This is a genomic window from Lactobacillus sp. UCMA15818 (assembly GCF_030400225.1).
Classification (GTDB): domain Bacteria; phylum Bacillota; class Bacilli; order Lactobacillales; family Lactobacillaceae; genus Liquorilactobacillus.
This window is the reverse complement of sequence record NZ_VJYB01000020.1, coordinates 1-20,491: the sequence shown is the minus strand read 5'-3', so window position 1 is coordinate 20,491 and position 20,491 is coordinate 1. Positions and strand designations below refer to the sequence as shown.

Here is a 20,491-nt window from a genome sequence, read left to right as displayed (position 1 = left end):
TTCTGTTAGAGGTCTTGAAAAGGTAAAAAGAGAAGCTGGAATTGCCTTGATGGCAATGAATATTAGAAAATTGGTAGCGAAGGGCACCAATCATAACTGTTTTATAAACCCAAAGAAGAGATTAGTGAAAATCAAGGAACGATTTTCACTAATCTCTTCTATTTTGAAGGACTTATGGCACAGACCCTTCCTACATTTAGCCAAACCCTAATTTTAAAGATCTTGAACTAATGATTGCTTTTTTTTGCTAAATGTGTTCATAGATCAATATTCTGGAATTAGCTTTGAAGCTGCAATTGCCAATGCAACACCTATTCCAAGTGGTAAAAAAGCAGAATAATTTAGATGGCTGATTTCAATAATCATCATCAAAGCCATCAGTGGTGCCTGTTGTGAAGCAGCCAGCAATGTACATGCACCTAATATAGAACATTGCCAAATCGGAACAGCAATAAAAAAAGAATGAAATATAATTCCTAAAATAGTTCCGATTACTGCTCCAATTGCAATTGATGGTGTCAAAGTTCCGCCAGAAGCACCCGCACGAATAGTGAACACAGTAATCGCAGCCTTTGCAAATGCTCCGATAAGTAATATCCAGATCATTTGCTGATTAAAAGTATCAATGGACATTTGTGCTAATGCCCGTCCATTTCCCATAATTTGCGGAAATGAGAGTGCAGCTAATCCTGTCACCAATCCCATCAGTGGTAATTGCCATAAGATATTCTTGCCCTTTGCTTGAGACTTTCCTGCCCATTTGAAACTTCTCCGAAAAATTCCACCTAGTATCCCGCAAAGTGGTGCCACGAAAAATACAAATACTAAAAAAGTCAGTGAAAATTGTTGATTACCAACCAGATAATATGGTCCGAATCCCTTGACAATTGTGCCCATAAGCATTGCTATTGCTGACATAATCAGACTTACAACAATTGTCTTCCTAGTTACCTTCTTGAGTAGTATTTCTACACAAAAAAGCATTCCTGTAATGGGTGCACTATAGATTCCCGCAAAGCCTGCACCTGCTGCTGCCGCAATCAACAGTCTGCTGTCATCTTCTGATAACTCAAGATGTAGCCTATTCAGCAAATCATTCCAACGTTGCGCCAACATTGCTCCAGCTTCTCTTGGTGCGAGTTCTCGTCCAACTGAACCACCTGTACCTACATAGAAAATCTGGGTCATTACATGTATCGCCGTCTGTATGGGAGGCATTTTCTCACCGGCTAAGCTTTTAGCGATGGTCACTGGTTTTTTGACTTTTGTTCTAATAATCCACCAAATAATCGCAGCAATTATGGCACCTATAAAAACTGAAAAAAGCCGATGCACCGGAAGTATTTCTAGTGATGCCGGGTTTGCTGCATCCTCTTGGAAGCTAAGAAATAATCTTTCAACTCCATCTAATAAGAGGCTCAACAATAACGAACTAGTTCCGACTATCATTCCAAGCACAATTGTCGAAAACAAAAGGATAAAATTTTCTTTTTTTAAAAAACTCTTCACGTAATACACAACCTAACTGACATATAATTTATTATTATGGATAGTCCTAAGTTCTTATTATAATAAACTACAAACTACATCTCAAATCTAGATAAGCTCTCCATAATAAAAATTTCTTGTGTAACACAATATTCTCTCAGATTATATGTTGTAAGGCAATCTAAGCAAACTTTTACTATCATTTTAAATTCTAAATTTTAAGTGCATTACTTTTTTCAAATATCCAGATAATATGTACCAAATAAAGGAACTGAATCAAAATTCGGTTTTTGACTCGATTCCCTTATTTTCAAGTACATGTATTATTTATTTAATACTCTTAATACTCGCCCCAGTACTTTTCAATTGTTGTCTTACCAACACCAGGGTTAAAACTATTTGTTGGATCATTCTTTTTGTAATGTGCAACTAATGCTGGTGCGGCCTTATACAGATGACCAACGTTATGTTCTGCAGGATAAATCGCACCACGCTTATCTAATAATTTTAACATTTCTTTTTTTAATTCATGTGGATCCACCCCTGGTTTTAGAATATAGTCTTGGTGCATCACATGGTCCAAAAAATGTCCATAATATAACTTATGCTCAATCTTATCCTCAATTTCTTTTGGCAGCTTCTCAAACCAGTCATATTCATTGCGTCTCAATGCAACATCAATAGGCAAGATATCAGTAATTGTATCCTGGAAGACTTCTTGATATCGGATTGCAATCCCAGCTGTTACGTAGCGGTGCAGCTCGGCTCTCTTCGTTTCTTTAGCAGTAGCTTCAAAATAGTCACCTTCAGCAGTTTGAAAATAATCTTTCAAATATTCACGTGCTTCTTGAATGCCAGCACCCTCCATTTTTAAGATCAAGTAATGTTCATATTTTTCATGGAACTCTTCCAAGCGCTTTGGTAATTGATTAGGGAATAACATACCCAACTTTTGTAAAACCCTATCTGGAAGATATGGTTTGATAAAATGAAAATGACCCAATATTCTTTCTGCCGTTGATTTTAAAGAAAACAAATATGGTAAGAAATCTGTTCCAAGCTTGTCAATAACGATTAATGAATCTTTGCCATATTTTTTAGCTAAGGTGTATGCCTCGCTATGCATGTATTCTCCTGAAACAGGTAAGTTTTCAAAATTCTTCATAATATGACGTCGTAAGTCCTCAAAGACACTAGGATGATTGGTACCGATGTAGAAAACTTGTGATGTGCCATCTTTGGGGAAGGTGTCAAGCCGAACTGCAAAAGTGGCCACTTTGCCCGCTGAACCTGAGACTTCATATAATTGATGTGGATCAGCGTTATACCGTGCTGGTGTATCAGCCTCAATATCACGGACGCGTGCCTGATAATTTGGAATATGTCCATAATGTTCAGCTTTTTTTACATTATCAATGTCAAAATTGCGCTGCTCTAAGTTAGTTAGAATTTCCTCTGGTGTTGTACCTAAGTCAATCCCTAAATGATTAACTAAATGAAGTTCATCATTCTCGTCAATTCTTGCATACAATGATAGTTCAGTATACGCAGGCCCACGGCGAATTAATGCACCGCCAGAATTATTGCTGACTCCCCCAACTACGGAAGCACCCAAGGTCGATGAACCAATTACAGAATGCGGCTCACGGTTAATCGGTTTTAAAGCATTCTCCAACTTAAATAATGTTGTTCCCGGGAACGCTAAGACTTGTTCTCCATGGTTAATCAACTGCAAGCTCTTGATGCGATGCCCACTCACCACAACAACTTCACGATCATATCCGTCTGCAGGTATTGAGCCTTCTGTTAAGCTTGTATTGGAAGCTTGCATGATGATAATCAGGTCATGCTGATGTAATATCGTTAACACTTGCCAAAGTTCTACCAGATTAGCTGGAAATACAACAGCCAACGCATCTCCTTTGCCTGACCGATATCCTTTTCGAAAGCGGAGTGACTTAGCTTTGTTTGTAATAACATGTTTTTTTCCGACAACTGCGTTTAATTCTTCTACTGTTGTTGACATTTTTTCTCCTTCATCAAACAAAATTTGTACTAACATACCTGCATTTTAATATCTGTGTAAAAAACATCTTATAGGATATATTATTAGTAAGAGTATAATCAAACTTAATAAAAGCTATAACTATCTGTTATTAGAAAGGAATGCTAGATTTATGAATATTCAAGATATCCAGTATTTTAGAAAATTGTATGTACTAAAGAATTTCTCCAAAGTTGCTAAGTTCTATAATGTTAGTCAACCAGCTATTAGTAATTCAATTAAGCGCTTAGAAACATTGTTTGATACAAAATTGATGATTCGTGAATCAGCACGCAAAGAACTCATTATCACACCTGCAGGGGAACAACTATTTCAACATTCAATTACAATTATTAATGAATTCGAAGCTGCAAAAAAGGAAATTAAGCGGCTCGGTACAAAAGTCTTCAACTTGGGATTGGCCTCTATCATTGAAAATACATATTTTTACAAGATTGCAGAAAGGCTTAATGACAGGGGGTTACTGAATCATATCAAAATCTACGAATCAGGATCCAACAGTCTTAGAAGATCCCTAAAAAATGGTAAAATCGATGCTGCTTTGATTGGTTCACTGAGCACTGAAGAACTCACTGAACCTACTCAAAACGACTTAATTATCCAAAATTTTGCAACAAGCAGCTTTCACATCTTCGTCTCAAAAAAACATCCCTTAGCACAGAAAAAGGGTGTTTACTTTTCTGAGCTAAAAGATGAAAACTTTATATTATTAAATCAAAACTTTGTTCATTTAAAAGTTGCACAAATCTTGTCTAAAACATACAAATTGCAGCTAAATGTTGGTCTCGAAACCAATAACGTGAGCTTCTTAATGGATATGGTTTCACAAAATATCGGGATCACTATTCTCTCCGAAGTTGCACAAAATAATCAGCCCAACATTGTCAGTATTCCGCTGCTGGATAAAGTTCAACCGCAGCTAATTGCAAGTATTGCCTATCGCCGTAACCATTATTTCACGACTGCACAAAAAGAACGATTAGAATTCATTGCTGGTGAATTAGGGACTAAACTCAATATTCAATCTTAGCTGAAAGTAATGGAATTAGTATTACTTGCTAGTTTCAGATTAACGATATACAAATGAGAAAAATTATTGCAGATAAAATTTTCCATCATAATTAAAATAATGCGCTTAAATGACTGATCAAGCCACTATCCCAAAAGACGTACAGACCAATAACGACATAACAAATTTTCATCAGTTTTTCACCATACGCTGCCATCACTTTAGAAACGATTGGAATATCGGCAACTAGCTTAATTAAGAAGACTACCAAAATAGTTAATATACTAATAAATACTAAGGTCAATAGAAAATGTCCTAGGTTCTCACCAACCAATACTGGTAAGAAAATTGAAAGATTACAACCAGCGCATACGGATAAATAAGTAAACATTACGCTTAATACCTGTGACTTATGGTTAGTAGTTTTTTCATCATCGTCATCATCATGAAAGGCCATATAAATTGGCAGAATTCCTAATATTCCTAATACCCACTCTGGTAAAAAAACTGCTAACGCCCTCCCAAGTACATAGCTAGCAATTAACAAAATCAGATTTCCTAGTAAGTATCCTAACATGACACGTAATAGTCTATTCTTCTTCAGTAAAAAAATAAGCATGAAAAAAAAATCTAAGTTAACACTGATAAAGGTTAAAGTTAATAGCCAATAGTTCAAGATTCTTCCTCTTTTCATATGTTTAATTAAACATATGTTAGTTAATACATATATATTACAGCTTATCTTATTAAATGCAAGTAATAGTTAACCAATATCCTGATACGGGAGTGTGCCATAAGTCGGGAAAATTTGAGTATTAACTCGAAATTACGAACATCGTGAGTACTTTGCTATGAGTAATTCGAAGCTAGACGGAGAGTTTTGACTTATGAAACACGTTTATACGGAATAAATAGAGAAACTGAATCAAAATTTAACTTTTGACTCAGCCCCCGTCTATGACCTTAGTAATATTGTTTGCTTCCTTTTTAGTTATATTAAAATTCAATACTTTATTGCAGCAATTATCTCTGGTTTTAATTAAACTAATCCTCAATCACTAGTTCAAAGATTCAAAAATAAAAATTAGAAGCTTTACTAAACGGAGAACAGGAGCTAGATCAAAATTTAACTTTTGACCTAGCTCCTGTTCTCGAAAAAATTAATAATTCAGTACTTCTAGCTTAGTTCACCTTTCTAAGATTTACATCTTGTACACTTGTAATGCGAAATAATTATAATCAATTTTCAAATTTGAAGGTTCCAACGGCTTCTTTTAATGTGCTAGAAGAAGCTTGCAGCTTAGCTACATGATTAGTAAATTCTTCCATTGATGCCTGAACTTCCTCTGAATTTGCTGAAACTTCTTCTGTACCAGCTGAATTTTCTTCTGTAGAAGCAGCAATATTCTCCAAACTTGCCTGCACCTTGTTTTGAATCTTTTCAATTTTTTGACTGGCTTCTTCGATTTCTTGGATCCCAAGAATTAGCTCTTGGTTCACATCAAAAACATTTTTTGAAGAGGTAATAGCATGTTCAATTAATTGAGTTTGCTTTTCTCCGCCTTCAATCGAAATATTCATTTTATTGGCAATTTCATCAGCATCATTTCGGATTTTTCCCAAAATTTCAATAATTTCCTTGGTTGATGTTTTACTCTGATCAGATAGTTTTCGGATTTCCGTTGCAACCACAGCAAACCCTTTTCCAGCTTCACCTGCACTTGCGGCTTCAATTGAAGCATTTAAAGCCAACAAGTTAGTCTGTTGTGAAATACCACTGATGACAGTTACAATTTTGTTGATACTCTGAACTTGCTTGTTCAAAGCTTTGATGCTTTCTCCTAATTCCTTTGTTTTAGATAATTCACTTTCCCAGTTATCTGCAACATGATTAGTGATTTTAAGATTTTCCTGATTCATTTCACCTGAATTCTGTGATTGTTTCATCATGCGTGTAATCTTATTTCCTAAATTATTGATAATAGTAGTCAATTTTTCTAATTGTCCTACACTGTCTGAAGTTTCTTGTGCCTGGGAAGTAGTTACTTCGGCAACTCCTGTAATTGCCTGTGCGACTTCCTCCGTTGCTTTGTTTGTTTGTTGTGATAAGTCTAATAATGAATTTGACTTATTTGCAACTGTTACACTTTCTTCTTGTACACTACCAATTACTTTACCCACAGCATCAACCATTTTATTGTAATGAAAGGCAATTTGATTAAATTCATGCCCTGTTTCATCTGGTTTGCTGAGTCTGCGTCCCAATTCTTTTGGCTGAAAGATAACTCTAAATAAGTTCTTATTCACACTAGGAGTACTTATCTTCTTGAATTTCCCATTGCTTGCAGCCTCGAAATGCTGAATATATATGGAAACTGTTTCTTTAATGAATTTTGAAGCATACAATGCATAAAATGATACGATAACGACTAATACCAACATGATAGTAATCGAAATTATTAGCAAAGCATCTAGTTCGGTGTTTAAGTCATTTTGGTCTACAACAGAAAAAGACCATTCGTTTCCTTTTTTGTTATACAAAATTTGATCGGTACTGCTATTTTTAACTTTTAAAATTCCTTGTTTTTGTTTTGCAGCTGTGAGTGCTTTGAAGACAGAGTTGCCTGCAATGTCTTTACCACTAGCAAAAGTATATTTTTTTGACTTGCCTTTTGAAGCAATAACTGTTCCATTATTAGACACGAGAGTTACACTGCCTGTTCGGCCAATATTTAGCCCAGAAATGGTTTTTTGAATCCCATTATACGATAAGTCAATTCCTAAAACACCAATTGTTTTCCCTTGACTATCCTTCACTGCAATTGCAGCTGTAGTTAGCATTTTCCCGGTTCCAGCATCTTTATATGGACTTGTCCAAAATACCTTCCCATCGTTTTTGATTGCTCCCTTATACCAAGGACGTTCACGCGGATTGAAACCTGCTGGCAATTCAGCAAAGGTAATCATTTCTCCTTTAGTAGATCCAAATTCAATTTGTTCCATTTCAGTGTTACCTCTTTTTACCATTCTTAGCGCATAACGGATTGCTTTAGAATTATAATCTGATTTTGCAAAAATGGATGATGTTGCTAATTTATTTAATTCTTGGTTCGTTGAAGTATGTAGATCATTATTACTAGTAACTAGTGTATTAACAGCGCCCTTTTGACTGTTCTCATTACGTGTAGTCAGCATTGTTTTCGTCGAAATATAAGAGAAAAACAGTACCAAAAAAGCAGTAATAACAGTGAACCATACTAATAAATTCCAGACAAATTTTCCTAAACTTTTCTTCATTTTCATCTAATAAACACTCCTCTTTATCTAAAAACACCTATAAAGCTCAATCGGTGTTTTTTTCTGAAAATAAAGAGGTAATTATGAATTTGGCAAGTCGATATGCCAGTATTGTAACTTTACGCACTGCCTGTTCCTTGCTATATCTACAAAATAGTTCTACTATCGAGTTGGATCAATAATTATTTAATCAGTGAAAGGGCGGGAGCATATGTGTACAGCAATAACTTTTTTGACAGAGGACAATCTTCATTTTTCAGCTAGAACAATGGATTTTTCTTTTGAACTAGATGCACGACCAATCTATGTACCACGTAATCACAAGTTTGAATCCTTAATACCAGGGACAGAATTTACAAACAAATATGGTTTCATCGGAGCAGGTAAAGACATCAACGGATTTATCTTTGCAGATGGTTTTAATGAACACGGCTTTTCAATATCTTCGTTATATTTCGAAAAAAATGCAAAATATAGCTCAGAAGCAAAGAAAGATGCATTAAATATATCATCAACCGACATGGTGTCATGGGCTTTAGGAAATATCTCATCAGTTGCAGAATTTGAACAGCGTTGTCAAAAAATCAATGTGGTGGATGTCATAAATCCATTGCTCCAGGTTAATGTCCCACTCCACTGGATAGTTGCAGATAAGACTGGAAATACTGGTGTTCTAGAAATCACGAAGACTGGCTCTAATTTTTATCATAATCAAGTTGGTGTTATGACTAATTCACCAGAATTCTCATGGCATTTGGATAACTTGAATCATTATACAAATTTGCAGCCTACAGAATTTGCAGCAAAACAATATGGTGACTACACCACTGTTCCAGATGGTCCAGGATCTGGTGCACTTGGTCTACCAGGCGACTATACATCAGCATCAAGATTTGTCAGAGCAGCATTTCTACGTCAGTATTCTGCAGCGACAAAAGGTATTAAGAATGGTGTCAATGCAGTACTGCACATCTTAAACGCAGTTGATATTCCAAAGGGAGTTAAGATAACAGCAAAGAATGTTTCAGACTACACACAATATAAAGCAGTTATGGATTTAGATAGTTTAAGTTATTACTTTATGGCTTATGATGATACCATGCTTACACGTGCTGATATTACTGAGGAGCTTCTACAAAGTTCAGATGTCAAAATATTTTAATTGGTAAATAAAGATTGCGGTAAAAAAAATTGAAATTGGAATGGAACACAGCACAAAGAGGAGTAAGGTCAAAAATTAAGTCTTGACCTTGCCCCTCTTTTAGTTTCGTATAAATATGTTCCATAAGTCAAAATCACTTAAATTTTATTGACTTATGTCGCCCTTACTTTTTTACATTTGTTTTTCCCTCAATGCATCACCCCTTTGTTCACTAGCAAGTTGAGTAGCTGAAAATGTTTGTTCTTCAATAATATATTGTGGCCTATGCTTTGTTTCAATATATGTTTTCCCCACATACGTTCCAACAATACATATTGTTACAAGTTGGAACCCGGAGAAAAAGAAGATTGAGACCATTATCGAGGTCCATCCAGATACCGTGTGCAAATAAAAATACGTTCCAACCAAAGCACAAAGTCCCAGACCGCTTACCAACATTATCAATAATCCCAAATACATAATTATTCTGATAGGTGAGATTGTGAATGAAGTTATTCCATCAAGCGCAAAGTTAATCATTTTCTTCAATGGATAGTGGCTAGTACCCGCAAAACGCTCTTTTCTTTTGTAATAAACTATGTCAGACTTATAACCCAATGTTGGTACAATGGCTCTAAGAAAAAGATTCTCCTCATGATACTGGAGTAACGTGGACACAGCTCGTTTTGACAATAACCTATAATCAGAATGATTAGGTACCAGATTCACACCCATTTTTTTCATCAGCCAATAAAAAAGTTCGGCAGATTGTCTTTTGAAAATCGTATCGGATTTGCGATCATTGCGCACAGCATAGACAATATCATTTTCTGCTCGATATTTCTCAACCATTTCAGCAATACAGGCAATATCATCTTGTAAGTCTGCATCAATAGTTATAATAATATCAGAGTACTTATTTACCGTTGCCATACCCGCAATTAAAGCATTTTGATGTCCAAAATTACGACTGAAACTTATTCCTTCAAATTCAGACTTTGCTTTTTGAAGTTCCTTTATAATCTTCCATGTATCATCCGTGCTGCCATCGTTCACAAATAATAATTTACTTTTTGAACTAACTTGTTGCTGATTAATCAACTCAACCAGGACTTTATCCAATTGCTGCGAGCTTTCTGTCAACACTTCCTCTTCGTTATAACATGGAACTACTATTGTTAATAATGGTTCAGACATGACATCACCTTCTTTTTAGTCAAGTTCATAAAGAACACTTGATTGCTGTTGACCCATACCACCACTCATTTTCCCAGCAGTATTACTTTTCTTATTCTTCTTATTTTTAACCATTTTACCCATTTTGCCCATCTTCTTTGGCTTCTTTCCTTGGAATTTCGCCATATTCTTCTTGCCACCTGGTCCACCTTTTGCGGATTGTTGTGGCCCACGACCACCCTTCTTACTCATACCAGATGGTGTTGTACTTGAAGAATTTCCTCCATAGGTGCTTGCACTAATCTTTTTACCATATTTCTTTACCCAGCGTATAATCGCATTGTTACTAGTATGACTAGATATATAGAAATACTTGATTTCACCTTTCTTAACTAACTTTTTGAACTGTTTAAGTGTTATTGCATTATCAGTCCCATTATATCCACCAATTGTCATTACTGCTTTTTTGGTCTTAATAATGTAAGGTGCTGCTGTATTTGAATCAGTAGTTGCAAAAAGATATTTAGCTTTTGAACCATTATGCTTTTTAAGATAACTTATTAATTTGGTATTTACAGAACTGCTCCCTACTGAACCCAAGCTTTGACTATTTCCACTAAGCAAGCTAGGCCCTGATGTTGGAATTGCTGCCGATTCTGCCGCAATTGTCGGCGTAAACGACCAAAAAGCTGGTAAGCAGATTAATCCAAGCAACCCGATTATTGTGAACAGTTTAATCCTTGAACGACTAAAGATGATGAAACCACTCATTATGATTGAAACTGCAGCAACAATAATCCCAAACAAGCTGGAATATTCCCAAACAAAGAATGCTTGCAGCAAACCATTTGTGGTAATTGCTAGCCCCATAATTCCTCTAATCCAGCAATCTCTCTTGTTTGGAATTGTGTTCAACGACTCAATGAATGATGAGATTCCAACTGCGGCAAGTACCACAACTGGGGGTGCCAGCATTATTGTATAGTATGGATGGAAAAAGCTGGCAACGCTAAAGAATCCAGCTACTGGAACGAGCCATCCAGCCCAGTAGATTAACTGCTCCTGCCTGCGATTGACCTGCCACCATTTTCTCCTGGTATCGTATGCTGCAAGATAAGCAATTATTAACCCGAATAATGCAAGGGGAAGATACCAACTGATTTGTTGTCCGAGTGCCGTTTGAAAAAGACGTGTCACTCCAGCAGTTCCAACATTAAAAATACTATTACCACCGGTATTTCCACCACCTGTAACTTTCCCCTTCGTCATGCTGGGCGTTTTCCCACCGGTCTTATTGCCATTTCCTGTACCCGTCTTTGTACTCTTTTTGTTGTTTTCCATGCCAGTAAATGTGCCGCCAGTTCCCGTTGTTTGTCCTAATAATCTTTGTGTTCCATTATAACCAAAGGCTAGGTTCAACACCGAATTGTTGGTTGAAGAACCTATATAGGGACGGTTTTCTTTACTTACCGAATCAACTGCTAAAGGCCATGATAAGGTAAAAATTATTAAAGCAACTGTACCAACAACACTCCCACATAAAATTTTTTTCCAGCTGTCCTTACTTGCAATCCAATAAAAAATGTACATCGCTGGAAGAATCATAAATGCTTGCAACATCTTGATATTAAAAGAAATTCCAACGAGAGCAAAGGCTAAAGCTACTAACCAGATACTATGTTTATTAACTGCTTTTTGTAAAACAAAGCATGCAAGCAACAAAAAAAATACCAATGTTGCATCCATATTATTTGTTCTTGCATCAGCCACAACAATTGGAGTTAATGTCATCAAAAGTGCAGCTATTCTAGCAGCTAAAACACCAAAATAAGGCTTTACCATTTTATAGATCAAGAAAATCGATCCTAAACTAAACAATACTGAAGAAATAACTATGCTCCAGCCATGCAATCCAAAAATTTTTACAAAAATCACCATAAACCACAATGCTACTGGAGGCTTATCGACTGTAATAAAACCAGCTGGATCAAAACTTGCATACCAAAAATTCTTCCAGCTTTCTGACATACTAATAATTGCAGATGTATAAAACGAATTTGCACTACCTGCTTTCCAGATATTCCACCCATATAAAAAAGCAGCCAATACCAATATAACAATCAGCCAAAAATCAACTCTCATGCGTTTTTTAGGAAATAATTCTTTGCGTTTTTCCATAACCACTTCACCCCTCTCAATAATTTAATTTATCAAAGATATTTGAAGTTTGCATGACAAATATTATAAATATTCTTATACAAATTTAACTTTCATTTAAATATAAAATACTTTCTTAATTATTTGCAGAATTACTTAATAAAAGCTCAAAACAATCTATTAATCTTTTTGCCCATAAACAAAAAAGCCCTCCGAAGAGAGCTCCTAATTCAATCAGTAAAACTGATAAGCATCCTACATTTAGTATTAACTTTTTTTGCCCACTTTAAATCAGTTAACAAAAATCTAGAATTGATCAATCAACACCTGACGAATTTCAGCCAAGCTAGGTTGGCGCGGATTAGCTGGTGTACATTGGTCGTTATAAACCAAATCCACTAATTTATCTAGTGATGCCTCAAAGTGTTCCTTAGTAACACCGTTGGCCGATAATTTTGGTGTTACTTCGACTGCTGTCATTAATTCTTCAATCTTTTGGCAGAGCTTTTCAACTAATTCAGCATCATCTTTACCTTGAAGACCGATAAAACGTGCGATATCAGCATAATCTTTTTGCCCACTATACACTTCATAACGAGGGAAAGGTGTCCGTTTAACCTTACCAGCGACACCATTGAAGCGGATGACATGCTGCATTGCAATAGAAATTGCCAAGCCATGAGGTAAACCAAATTCACCACCAGTTTTATGTGCTACTGAGTGATTGATACCCAAGAACGCATTCGCAAATGACATTCCGGCTAAGCAAGCAGCGTAATGCATGTTCTCACGAGCTTTTTCACCTTCACGTGTTGGATGCTTTGCATCAAATTTATACGATTCAGCCAAATTTTCAAAGACTAACTTAATTGCTTGCAATGCCCATGGACGGGTAAAGTCAGAAGCCATCACCGAAACGTAAGATTCAAGTGCATGTGATAGACTATCGAGACCTGACCAAGCAACTGTACGTTTTGGCACCGTCATAACAAATTCAGGATCAACAATCGCAATTTGTGGTGTCAATTCATAGTCTGTTAATGGATATTTAACATGCGTATTATCATCAGTAATAACCGCATATGGTGTCACTTCAGATCCTGTACCAGAAGTAGTTGGAACCGCTACTAGCTTAGTATTTAACTGATGATGGAACTTAACAATTCGTTTCCGAATATCAATGAACTTCTGTTGCAAACGCGTGAAGAGTTCACTAACTTGTTCGTAGCTTTCCAAGAATCCAGCTGGTTGGTCGAGAGAATACTCATAAATGAACCGTGCAATCTTAGCAGCATCCAAAGCCGATCCACCACCAATAGCAATGATAGTATCTGGTTGGAATTGAGCCATCTGTCTTGCAATTTCGATTGTTTGACCCAATGTTGGATCAGGTTGAACTGTACCGTAAATCGAAGTCTTAACTGGTTCTTCGCGCAGAGCCAATTGATCATAAAGTTTATCAACAAAACCAAATTTAACCATTCCAGGATCCGCAACAACAAATGCACGGTCAATATGTTCGATTTGATCTTGCAGATAGGAAACTGCATTTTTCTCATAATAAATTTTTTCTGGTAAACGAACCCATTGTGGCCGGTTTCGACGCTTAGCAACAGTCTTTACATTTAATAAATCGTTGGTTGATAAATTATGTGACAATGAATTTTTCCCCCATGATCCGGTTCCGAGCGTCATACTTGGACGTAATGCATCAGAATAAACATCACCTATTCCGCCAAGTGAATCTGGTTGATTGACCAAGATTCGCGCAGCCTTAGTCTGATCTGCATAATCATTGATAAATGGATCTGACTGTGAACCAATTTGAATAGCTGCGTTATGACCGGCACCTTGATAGTTGAGCAGTTTGCTGACAATTTTGATTCCATCTTGACGATCTTGAGCTTTATAAACTGACAGTAATGGTGAAAGCTTTTCAGAAGAAAGTTTCTCACCAATGTCTTTCGAATCGAGCTCAAACAACATAACATCTTTATCCGCTGGTAAATCAACACCTGCCTGATCAGCAATCCAGCTGGCTGGTTTACCGGCAACTGGTCCATTGACACCATGTTGGTCGTTGAAAACAAAATCAGCAATTTTTTGATAATCTTTCTTAGGAACAATATATGCCCCTTTATTCTGAATTTTTTTCAACCAGTCGTTATAAACTGGTGCTTCTACAATCACAGAATTCTCGGTTGCACAAATCATTCCGTTATCAAATCTCTTCGATAAAAGTAAATCTTCAACTGCTCGGTCTAAGTCAGCTGTATGATCGACAAAAATTGCACCATTTCCTGCACCAACACCCATTGAAGGATTTCCAGATTTTAGTGCTGCATTGACCATTCCCGGACCACCAGTAGCTAAAATCGAAGCAATTTTTGGATTGCGAATCAAGGCTGTTGTATTGTCTAAACTTGGGACTTCAACCCACTGAACGATATTTTTCGGAGCACCCGCAGCAATTGCAGCATCATACAGGATCTTTGCTGCATGAGCAGAACATTTTTGTGCTTGTGGATGGAAAGCAAAAATAATTGCATTTCGTGTCTTAAGCGCTAACAAAGTTTTGAACATTGCTGTTGATGTCGGATTAGTAGTTGGAACAATTCCAGCTAAAACTCCCAATGGAGCTGCAATTTTAACTTGTCCAGCAACCTTATCCTCACCAATAATTCCTACTGTCTTTTCATCCTTAATCAGATTATATACATTTTCTGTTGCAAAACGATTTTTTGTATCTTTATCCTCAACAACACCACGTTGAGTTTCATCAACTGCTTCATGTGCAAGCAACAATGCTGCCTCAGAACCTGCTAGAGCTGCAGCCGCAACTATTTTATCAACTTCTGCCTGAGTATAAGAAGCATAGGACTTCTCAGCAACCAAAGCTTTTTCAACTAAGCTGTCTGTATAACTCTCAGCTTGCTTATATTGTTTCGCCTTTTCTTCAGGGGAAAGCACTTTTCTAACCTTTTTAGTAACCGTCATATGATAATCCTCCCTAAACCTAATTTTTGCTTTAATTAATTGTGAAATAAATCACTATTTTGGGTACAACCATATATTATCCCTTTTGATTGTGAATTACAATACTTTTGATTAATAAAATAAAAATCAATTTATTTACTCTTATTTTGCTACAGTTAGGCTTTTACATAGTAGTAAAAAACAAACAATTGACAAAAAAAATTATAGTGTTACTATTTTATGTGAATATAATCACATGTATAAAGGGAGATTTTATTGATGAAAAAAGTATTATCGATTAATTCTGGCAGTTCATCGTTAAAAATTAGTTTGTTTGCAATGCCAACAGAGCATCGTCTAGCAAAGATTATGGTGGATTACTCAGACGACCAATTAGTAACCCTCACACTACCCAATCATGAACTAGTTGCACAACATTATAGCAAAGAGATCACACCAGTTGAACTCGCTCTAAAATTATTGCAAAAATACCAAATTATTACCGATCCGCAAGAAATTGCAGCGATTGGCCACCGAATTGTTTCAGGTGGAGAACTTTTTCAGCATTCGACAGAAATTACACCAGAAATGATGCAAAAATTGGAAAGTATTAATGAACTAGCACCATTGCATAATCCAGCAAATATAGCTGGGATTTTGGATGCACAGCAATTATTACCAGAGTGTCCTCAAATTGCGGTTTTTGATACTTCTTTTCATACTGATCTTCCTCCAGAAAACTTTTTATACGCATTACCACTTGAATATTATCGAAAATACAAGGTTAGAAAATACGGGGCACATGGTACCAGTCACCGCTTTGTTGCCCAGCAAGCTGCTAAGATGTTGAAGCTACCATTAAATGAGTTAAAATTAATTACATTACATTTAGGTTCCGGAGCTTCAGTAACCGCGATTAAAGACGGTAAAAGTTATGACACCTCAATGGGTTTTTCTCCATTAACAGGACTGATGATGAGCACTCGCAGCGGTGATATTGATCCGTCAGCCTTAGTCTATTTATTGAAACATCACGCCTTTTCAAATATGGATGAATGCATGAGAATCTTAAATCAGCATTCCGGATTGCTTGGAGTCTCAGAGGTCAGTCGGGATATGCGCAAAATTGAACGCGAAGCAACAAGCAATCCGCAAGCCGCACTAGCAATTAAAATGTTTGTAAAACGAATTTGTGATTATATTGGTTCATACTGGTTGGAATTAGGCGGGGCTGATGCTTTAGTTTTTACCGGTGGAATTGGTGAAAATGATAATCACTTGCGTGAACTGATTAGTGAACATCTAAATTGCTTAGGAATTAAATTTCAGTCAGTGCAAAATCAATCTCATAGTCAGTCTTTTGATTTTGCAACCAGAGATAGTCAAGCACGCTTGTTGGTAATTCCAACAGATGAGGAACTCATGATTGCTAGAGATGCTTATGAACTGATTTCAGTCGAATAATCACTTAGTAAACCCGCAATTAATTATTAGTAATGTTAATCAAGAGCTATTATGTTCACAATTTCTAGCGACCATTCAAATTTTGCAAATCTTTAACACGATTTCTGAGTACCTCTAATTGAATCTCTATTCATATATAACTCTCTGGAGCTGGGTCAAAGATTAAATTTTGATCCAGCTCCATTATTAACCTATGTCATACTTGCTAATTTTTCAAAAAAAAGGACATTTCTGTCCTGTACACTGCAACTACACTTTAAAGATTAAATAACTTGTTATTTCAAAAAATACATACGGATTCAATCATTTACATGTTTTTTTACGAATTCCGCAACTGGCAACCTGAAATCCAAATAATATTTTTCTAACTTTCCCCGCGACCAATCCCACCAGGCAATTCTTTCTAAATCATTTTTAATTTCATCTGGAAAACGCTCTTTAATCACTTTTGCTGCCACACCACCGACAATTGTATATGGTGCAACATCATGTGTTACCACAGCCCCTGATCCAATTACCGCGCCATCCCCAACGGTTAAACCCGACTGAATAATTGCACCATGTCCAATCCAAACATCATTTCCAATTGTTGTTCTTATCTGTCGCCGCTTTTCTATGAACTCAGTGTCTTTTTGAGCAAAACCATATGAAGCACCGTTATATGAAAAAATATGCTGTGAGACACGGTCATATGGATGATTAGTTGGCCCAATCCGAACTTGAGCAGCAATGCTAATAAACTTCTTCAAATCGCTATTTTGCATGAAGCAATATTGTCCTGTGTAGTTATAGTCACCAACTACACAATTGTCGATCAGATTATTTTCTCCTAATTCAACCCATTGCCCCAACTTAGTCCGTTTTAATTGCGTTCCTTTACCAATCACTGGCTTGTCTCTTGACAGATTTGGAAATTCAATATGCATAATTCAGGCCCTCTTTCTCCATAACTTATCCCTAGTTTATTTAGCACCATCATTATAATGCAATGGTTGCTGATGTACAAAATAAAAAGCGATTAACAAATTTAATTATTTCCGTCCTCTTAGATATTCATCTTTATTAAAAAGGAAACTTGAACTAAATGCATAATATTTCAAAGAAATGTCAGCCAGTAGCTCTTAATTCAAAACGACCTGCATTAAGTTTTTTCCCCATTACTTACCTAATTTATCTTTCTTATATTCAAAATATTGATACAATAATAATTCCATAATAGCAATCAGCGAGACATGTGATGTCATATCAACAGTATCTATTTTTAGCTCATCAGTAAATATATATAAGTTCTCGTCACTCATATTTTGAATAGTATTATTATTAGCTCCTGTAATCGAAACTAATGAAGCATATTGCGTACTACTCTTTAAGCGCTGAATAATTTGGATAAGTTCGCTATCTTCGCCAGCATAATCAAAAACAAAGATAATATCATTCTTACTAATATTTCGATAAGCCAGCTTTCGCTGCTCATAGTTCTTGGGAAAAATAATAATAAAGTTATTTAATGTATATAAATATTCTACATACTCTGCAGCATATTTACTAAATCCTTTAGCATAAAAATAGATTTTGGGCTGCTTATCTAGTTGTTGACAAATTTCCAATAATTTTCGATTGTCCAATACGCGGACGGTTTCTTCAATATTTTTCAAATATTCATTTCGATATTGTTCTTGTTTCTCAACAAAATTTACAGCTGTTTCACTTTTCTCAGTACTATTCAAAACAGTATATTTAATTACTGTACTGAATTCACTATAATCAGAAAATCCTATTTTGCGCACAAATCTTAAAAATGTAGTCGTTGAAACAAAGCATGCAGCGGCTACTTGTCTGATACTCTTATTTTTCAATTTGTTATTATTATGCTTCAGAAATCCTCGAGTATTTCTTTACAGTTTTACTATACTTCGTGTAATCGCTTAATTATATAGTTTGAAGTATGCTTGGCACGGGATTGACTATCATGTATTTTGTTTCATATTGCATAACATGTTACGTTGTCCACAAGGCAAATATCGTGTTATAGATTGCGCATAAAAATTATTACTGTGACGAGCTGTAAATCCAGTAATTCAAGTGCACACAAAAAAACTGAGTCAAATATAACTTACGACTCAGTTCCTCTTTTACTTAGGACTTATGGCAGTCACCCTTAAGATGCAAAAAAATTAGCACACACATTTATATGTACTAATCTAGAAATCCAAATATATCCTTAACAGCTCTTTTAGCTTGAAGAAGTTCTTTTGCGCTAACATGATCTATAGTTTTTCCCGCTCGTGCTAGATAATCATAGCCTAAAAGCCCTGTCAAAATAACATGACCACTAATCTTATGGCCTGAAAGTTCAAGCTGAAAAGGTTTGCTTATATGTGTAGTATGAGCTATTGGAAATCCAACGATCATTCCCGTTCGTTGATTATAAGCAAGATCGCTCATTACTAACATGGGACGAAACGTATTGCTGGCACTTACATCATGAGCTCCATACTCATGCCCTGCATGTGGCTCACTATTGATCCAAATTAAATCACCTTGTTTTGGCATGTCTTTATTCATGCCAGAAGTCCTCTTTTCCAACTAATTTTCCATTATCAGGGATCTTTTCATCATTAATTGCTTTCCGCAAGTCATAGTCCGGATTTTGTTTAAATAAATTACTTCGTACTGGCATAAAACTTATAACTCCATTCTCATCAATTATTGGCTCATATTCAGCATTGACTCCAATATTAAATTCTGCAGGGATTGTAACCATTATTGAATTACCTTGTTTTCGAGTTTTTACAGTCATAATAATCATCTCCTTTATGTAATTATAACTGTAATTACGCCATTAAGCAAATAGCATTATTATGTAACCTATATCCTAGTAGTCATAAGTCCAATTCATCTAATGGATTATGCTGTATCAATTCAGATTTAAAATTCTACCAGATCGTGTCCATGAATTCATACTAGCATCAGAGAAGTTTATGAGAAATTCAACCTTCATTAAAGAAGAGCGGTATGGGCAGCACAATAAACTATGTACCATCTACTTATGCACAAAAAACCAAATTGATCCAGCTAACTCAAATAAAGGTTGGATTTAGTGTCCAGCCTTGGGGGGTCACATCACAAATGGCTTTTTTATTTCTAACTTAATTTTACAATCTGGGTATTAAATATCTCTTCAATTCTATGCAAAAATCCATCTAAACAAATAAATTTTTGTCTTCCTTTCATTTATCTATAGAATATCAAAATCATGCTGTTCAAGAAAGTGCCTATAGTATTTTAATTGTTTTGACTGTCTAATTGACAACGAGTAGTTCCATTTTTTGGCACTGTATTGATGAAAGAGATTAATATTGTGTCAACTCAGCGACTAAAACAGTCTTTACATGACAACCTGCAATATAAAACTGAGGTTGATAATCGACAAAACTATCAGCAAGTCTTAGATGAGTTAGTAATTTTCGCTAATCAACTAACTTGGAATGAACAACAGAGTTACTGACAAGTTGCTAATTTGTGAACTTTAACCAATTGATTGGCGAAGTTCAGAACTCAGCGCTGATTTTGATCAAGGGAGTGTGCCATAAGTGAAGTGCCTTACAAAACTTGGACGTGTAAATCAAGTTTTGGAGGTGCTTTTTTGACACGTAATTATACCTACAGTTTTAAGCTGAAAGTTGTTAAAGAATATTTAAATGGTGAAAATTCATTA

Annotated in this window: 15 protein-coding genes and 1 pseudogene; 5 read left to right on the top strand and 11 right to left on the bottom strand. The window is 35.8% G+C overall.

Features of this window, described 5'->3' with window-relative positions:
• Positions 1-211: pseudogene (locus FFX44_RS11990) on the top strand (hypothetical protein); the annotation flags it as partial.
• A 53-nt stretch (positions 212-264) separates the two neighbouring features.
• On the opposite strand, the gene FFX44_RS11985 reads toward FFX44_RS11990, so the two are convergent.
• Complete coding sequence (locus FFX44_RS11985; protein WP_289981282.1) at positions 265-1,449, bottom strand: chloride channel protein; 1,185 nt, start codon at positions 1,447-1,449, stop codon at positions 265-267.
• A gap of 379 nt (positions 1,450-1,828) precedes the next feature.
• Positions 1,829-3,514 (bottom strand): D-lactate dehydrogenase, encoded by a 1,686-nt coding sequence (gene dld, locus FFX44_RS11980; RefSeq protein ID WP_289981276.1) that lies wholly within the window; start codon positions 3,512-3,514, stop codon positions 1,829-1,831.
• A 151-nt stretch (positions 3,515-3,665) separates the two neighbouring features.
• On the opposite strand from dld, the gene FFX44_RS11975 reads away from it, so the two are divergent.
• The gene (locus FFX44_RS11975) at positions 3,666-4,583 is read left to right on the top strand and encodes a LysR family transcriptional regulator (protein ID WP_289981274.1); all 918 of its coding nucleotides are present in this window, start codon (positions 3,666-3,668) and stop codon (positions 4,581-4,583) included.
• A gap of 91 nt (positions 4,584-4,674) precedes the next feature.
• Here the strand turns inward: FFX44_RS11975 and FFX44_RS11970 are convergent, their stop codons facing one another.
• Positions 4,675-5,241, bottom strand: a complete 567-nt coding sequence (locus FFX44_RS11970; protein WP_289981280.1) for a cadmium resistance transporter — start codon at positions 5,239-5,241, stop codon at positions 4,675-4,677.
• A gap of 560 nt (positions 5,242-5,801) precedes the next feature.
• On the bottom strand, positions 5,802-7,865 hold the full coding sequence (locus tag FFX44_RS11965; protein WP_289981272.1) for a methyl-accepting chemotaxis protein: 2,064 nt from the start codon (positions 7,863-7,865) through the stop codon (positions 5,802-5,804).
• Positions 7,866-8,070: 205 nt separating this feature from the next.
• Between FFX44_RS11965 and FFX44_RS11960 the strand changes: the two genes are divergently transcribed.
• The gene (locus FFX44_RS11960; RefSeq protein WP_289981270.1) at positions 8,071-9,021 is read left to right on the top strand and encodes a choloylglycine hydrolase family protein; all 951 of its coding nucleotides are present in this window, start codon (positions 8,071-8,073) and stop codon (positions 9,019-9,021) included.
• A gap of 171 nt (positions 9,022-9,192) precedes the next feature.
• Here FFX44_RS11960 and FFX44_RS11955 read toward each other — a convergent pair whose 3' ends face one another.
• From FFX44_RS11955 to adhE, 3 genes are all read right to left on the bottom strand, one after another.
• Positions 9,193-10,197 (bottom strand): glycosyltransferase family 2 protein, encoded by a 1,005-nt coding sequence (locus FFX44_RS11955; RefSeq protein WP_289981267.1) that lies wholly within the window; start codon positions 10,195-10,197, stop codon positions 9,193-9,195.
• Between the two features lie 15 nt (positions 10,198-10,212).
• A complete protein-coding gene (locus FFX44_RS11950) occupies positions 10,213-12,354 on the bottom strand; it encodes a glycosyltransferase family 39 protein (protein WP_289981264.1) in 2,142 nt (713 codons plus the stop codon).
• Between the two features lie 285 nt (positions 12,355-12,639).
• On the bottom strand, positions 12,640-15,330 hold the full coding sequence (adhE, locus tag FFX44_RS11945) for a bifunctional acetaldehyde-CoA/alcohol dehydrogenase (RefSeq protein ID WP_289981263.1): 2,691 nt from the start codon (positions 15,328-15,330) through the stop codon (positions 12,640-12,642).
• 258 nt (positions 15,331-15,588) lie between these two features.
• Between adhE and FFX44_RS11940 the strand changes: the two genes are divergently transcribed.
• Entirely contained in the window at positions 15,589-16,773 is a 1,185-nt protein-coding gene (locus tag FFX44_RS11940; protein ID WP_289981261.1) for an acetate kinase, read from the top strand.
• 299 nt (positions 16,774-17,072) lie between these two features.
• On the opposite strand, the gene FFX44_RS11935 is transcribed toward FFX44_RS11940, so the two are convergent.
• The 4 genes from FFX44_RS11935 to FFX44_RS11920 all read right to left on the bottom strand — a co-directional run bounded on the left by FFX44_RS11935 (position 17,073) and on the right by FFX44_RS11920 (position 19,573).
• The gene (locus tag FFX44_RS11935) at positions 17,073-17,699 is read right to left on the bottom strand and encodes a DapH/DapD/GlmU-related protein (protein WP_289981260.1); all 627 of its coding nucleotides are present in this window, start codon (positions 17,697-17,699) and stop codon (positions 17,073-17,075) included.
• A 231-nt stretch (positions 17,700-17,930) separates the two neighbouring features.
• Positions 17,931-18,650, bottom strand: a complete 720-nt coding sequence (locus tag FFX44_RS11930) for a MurR/RpiR family transcriptional regulator (RefSeq protein WP_289981277.1) — start codon at positions 18,648-18,650, stop codon at positions 17,931-17,933.
• Positions 18,651-18,969: 319 nt separating this feature from the next.
• Complete coding sequence (locus FFX44_RS11925; RefSeq protein ID WP_289981257.1) at positions 18,970-19,359, bottom strand: type II toxin-antitoxin system PemK/MazF family toxin; 390 nt, start codon at positions 19,357-19,359, stop codon at positions 18,970-18,972.
• Complete coding sequence (locus FFX44_RS11920) at positions 19,331-19,573, bottom strand: AbrB family transcriptional regulator (protein WP_289981256.1); 243 nt, start codon at positions 19,571-19,573, stop codon at positions 19,331-19,333. Before FFX44_RS11920 ends, FFX44_RS11925 begins: the two co-directional genes overlap by 29 nt.
• A gap of 561 nt (positions 19,574-20,134) precedes the next feature.
• Between FFX44_RS11920 and FFX44_RS11915 the strand changes: the two genes are divergently transcribed.
• Positions 20,135-20,281 carry a hypothetical protein gene (locus FFX44_RS11915; RefSeq protein ID WP_289981255.1) on the top strand — a complete coding sequence of 49 codons (147 nt, stop codon included), beginning with the start codon at positions 20,135-20,137 and terminating at the stop codon, positions 20,279-20,281.
• Positions 20,282-20,491: the final 210 nt, after the last annotated feature.

What these genes read in the sequence shown, in the direction of transcription:
- dld (WP_289981276.1), bottom strand. Translation starts at nt 3,514, where the DNA reads ATGTCAACAACAGTAGAAGAATTAAACGCAGTTGTCGGAAAAAAACAT.
- FFX44_RS11965 (WP_289981272.1), bottom strand. Translation starts at nt 7,865, where the DNA reads ATGAAAATGAAGAAAAGTTTAGGAAAATTTGTCTGGAATTTATTAGTA.
- FFX44_RS11975 (WP_289981274.1), top strand. Translation starts at nt 3,666, where the DNA reads ATGAATATTCAAGATATCCAGTATTTTAGAAAATTGTATGTACTAAAG.
- FFX44_RS11955 (WP_289981267.1), bottom strand. Translation starts at nt 10,197, where the DNA reads ATGTCTGAACCATTATTAACAATAGTAGTTCCATGTTATAACGAAGAG.
- FFX44_RS11940 (WP_289981261.1), top strand. Translation starts at nt 15,589, where the DNA reads ATGAAAAAAGTATTATCGATTAATTCTGGCAGTTCATCGTTAAAAATT.
- FFX44_RS11960 (WP_289981270.1), top strand. Translation starts at nt 8,071, where the DNA reads ATGTGTACAGCAATAACTTTTTTGACAGAGGACAATCTTCATTTTTCA.
- FFX44_RS11920 (WP_289981256.1), bottom strand. Translation starts at nt 19,573, where the DNA reads ATGACTGTAAAAACTCGAAAACAAGGTAATTCAATAATGGTTACAATC.
- FFX44_RS11950 (WP_289981264.1), bottom strand. Translation starts at nt 12,354, where the DNA reads ATGGAAAAACGCAAAGAATTATTTCCTAAAAAACGCATGAGAGTTGAT.
- adhE (WP_289981263.1), bottom strand. Translation starts at nt 15,330, where the DNA reads ATGACGGTTACTAAAAAGGTTAGAAAAGTGCTTTCCCCTGAAGAAAAG.
- FFX44_RS11935 (WP_289981260.1), bottom strand. Translation starts at nt 17,699, where the DNA reads ATGCATATTGAATTTCCAAATCTGTCAAGAGACAAGCCAGTGATTGGT.
- FFX44_RS11985 (WP_289981282.1), bottom strand. Translation starts at nt 1,449, where the DNA reads ATGATAGTCGGAACTAGTTCGTTATTGTTGAGCCTCTTATTAGATGGA.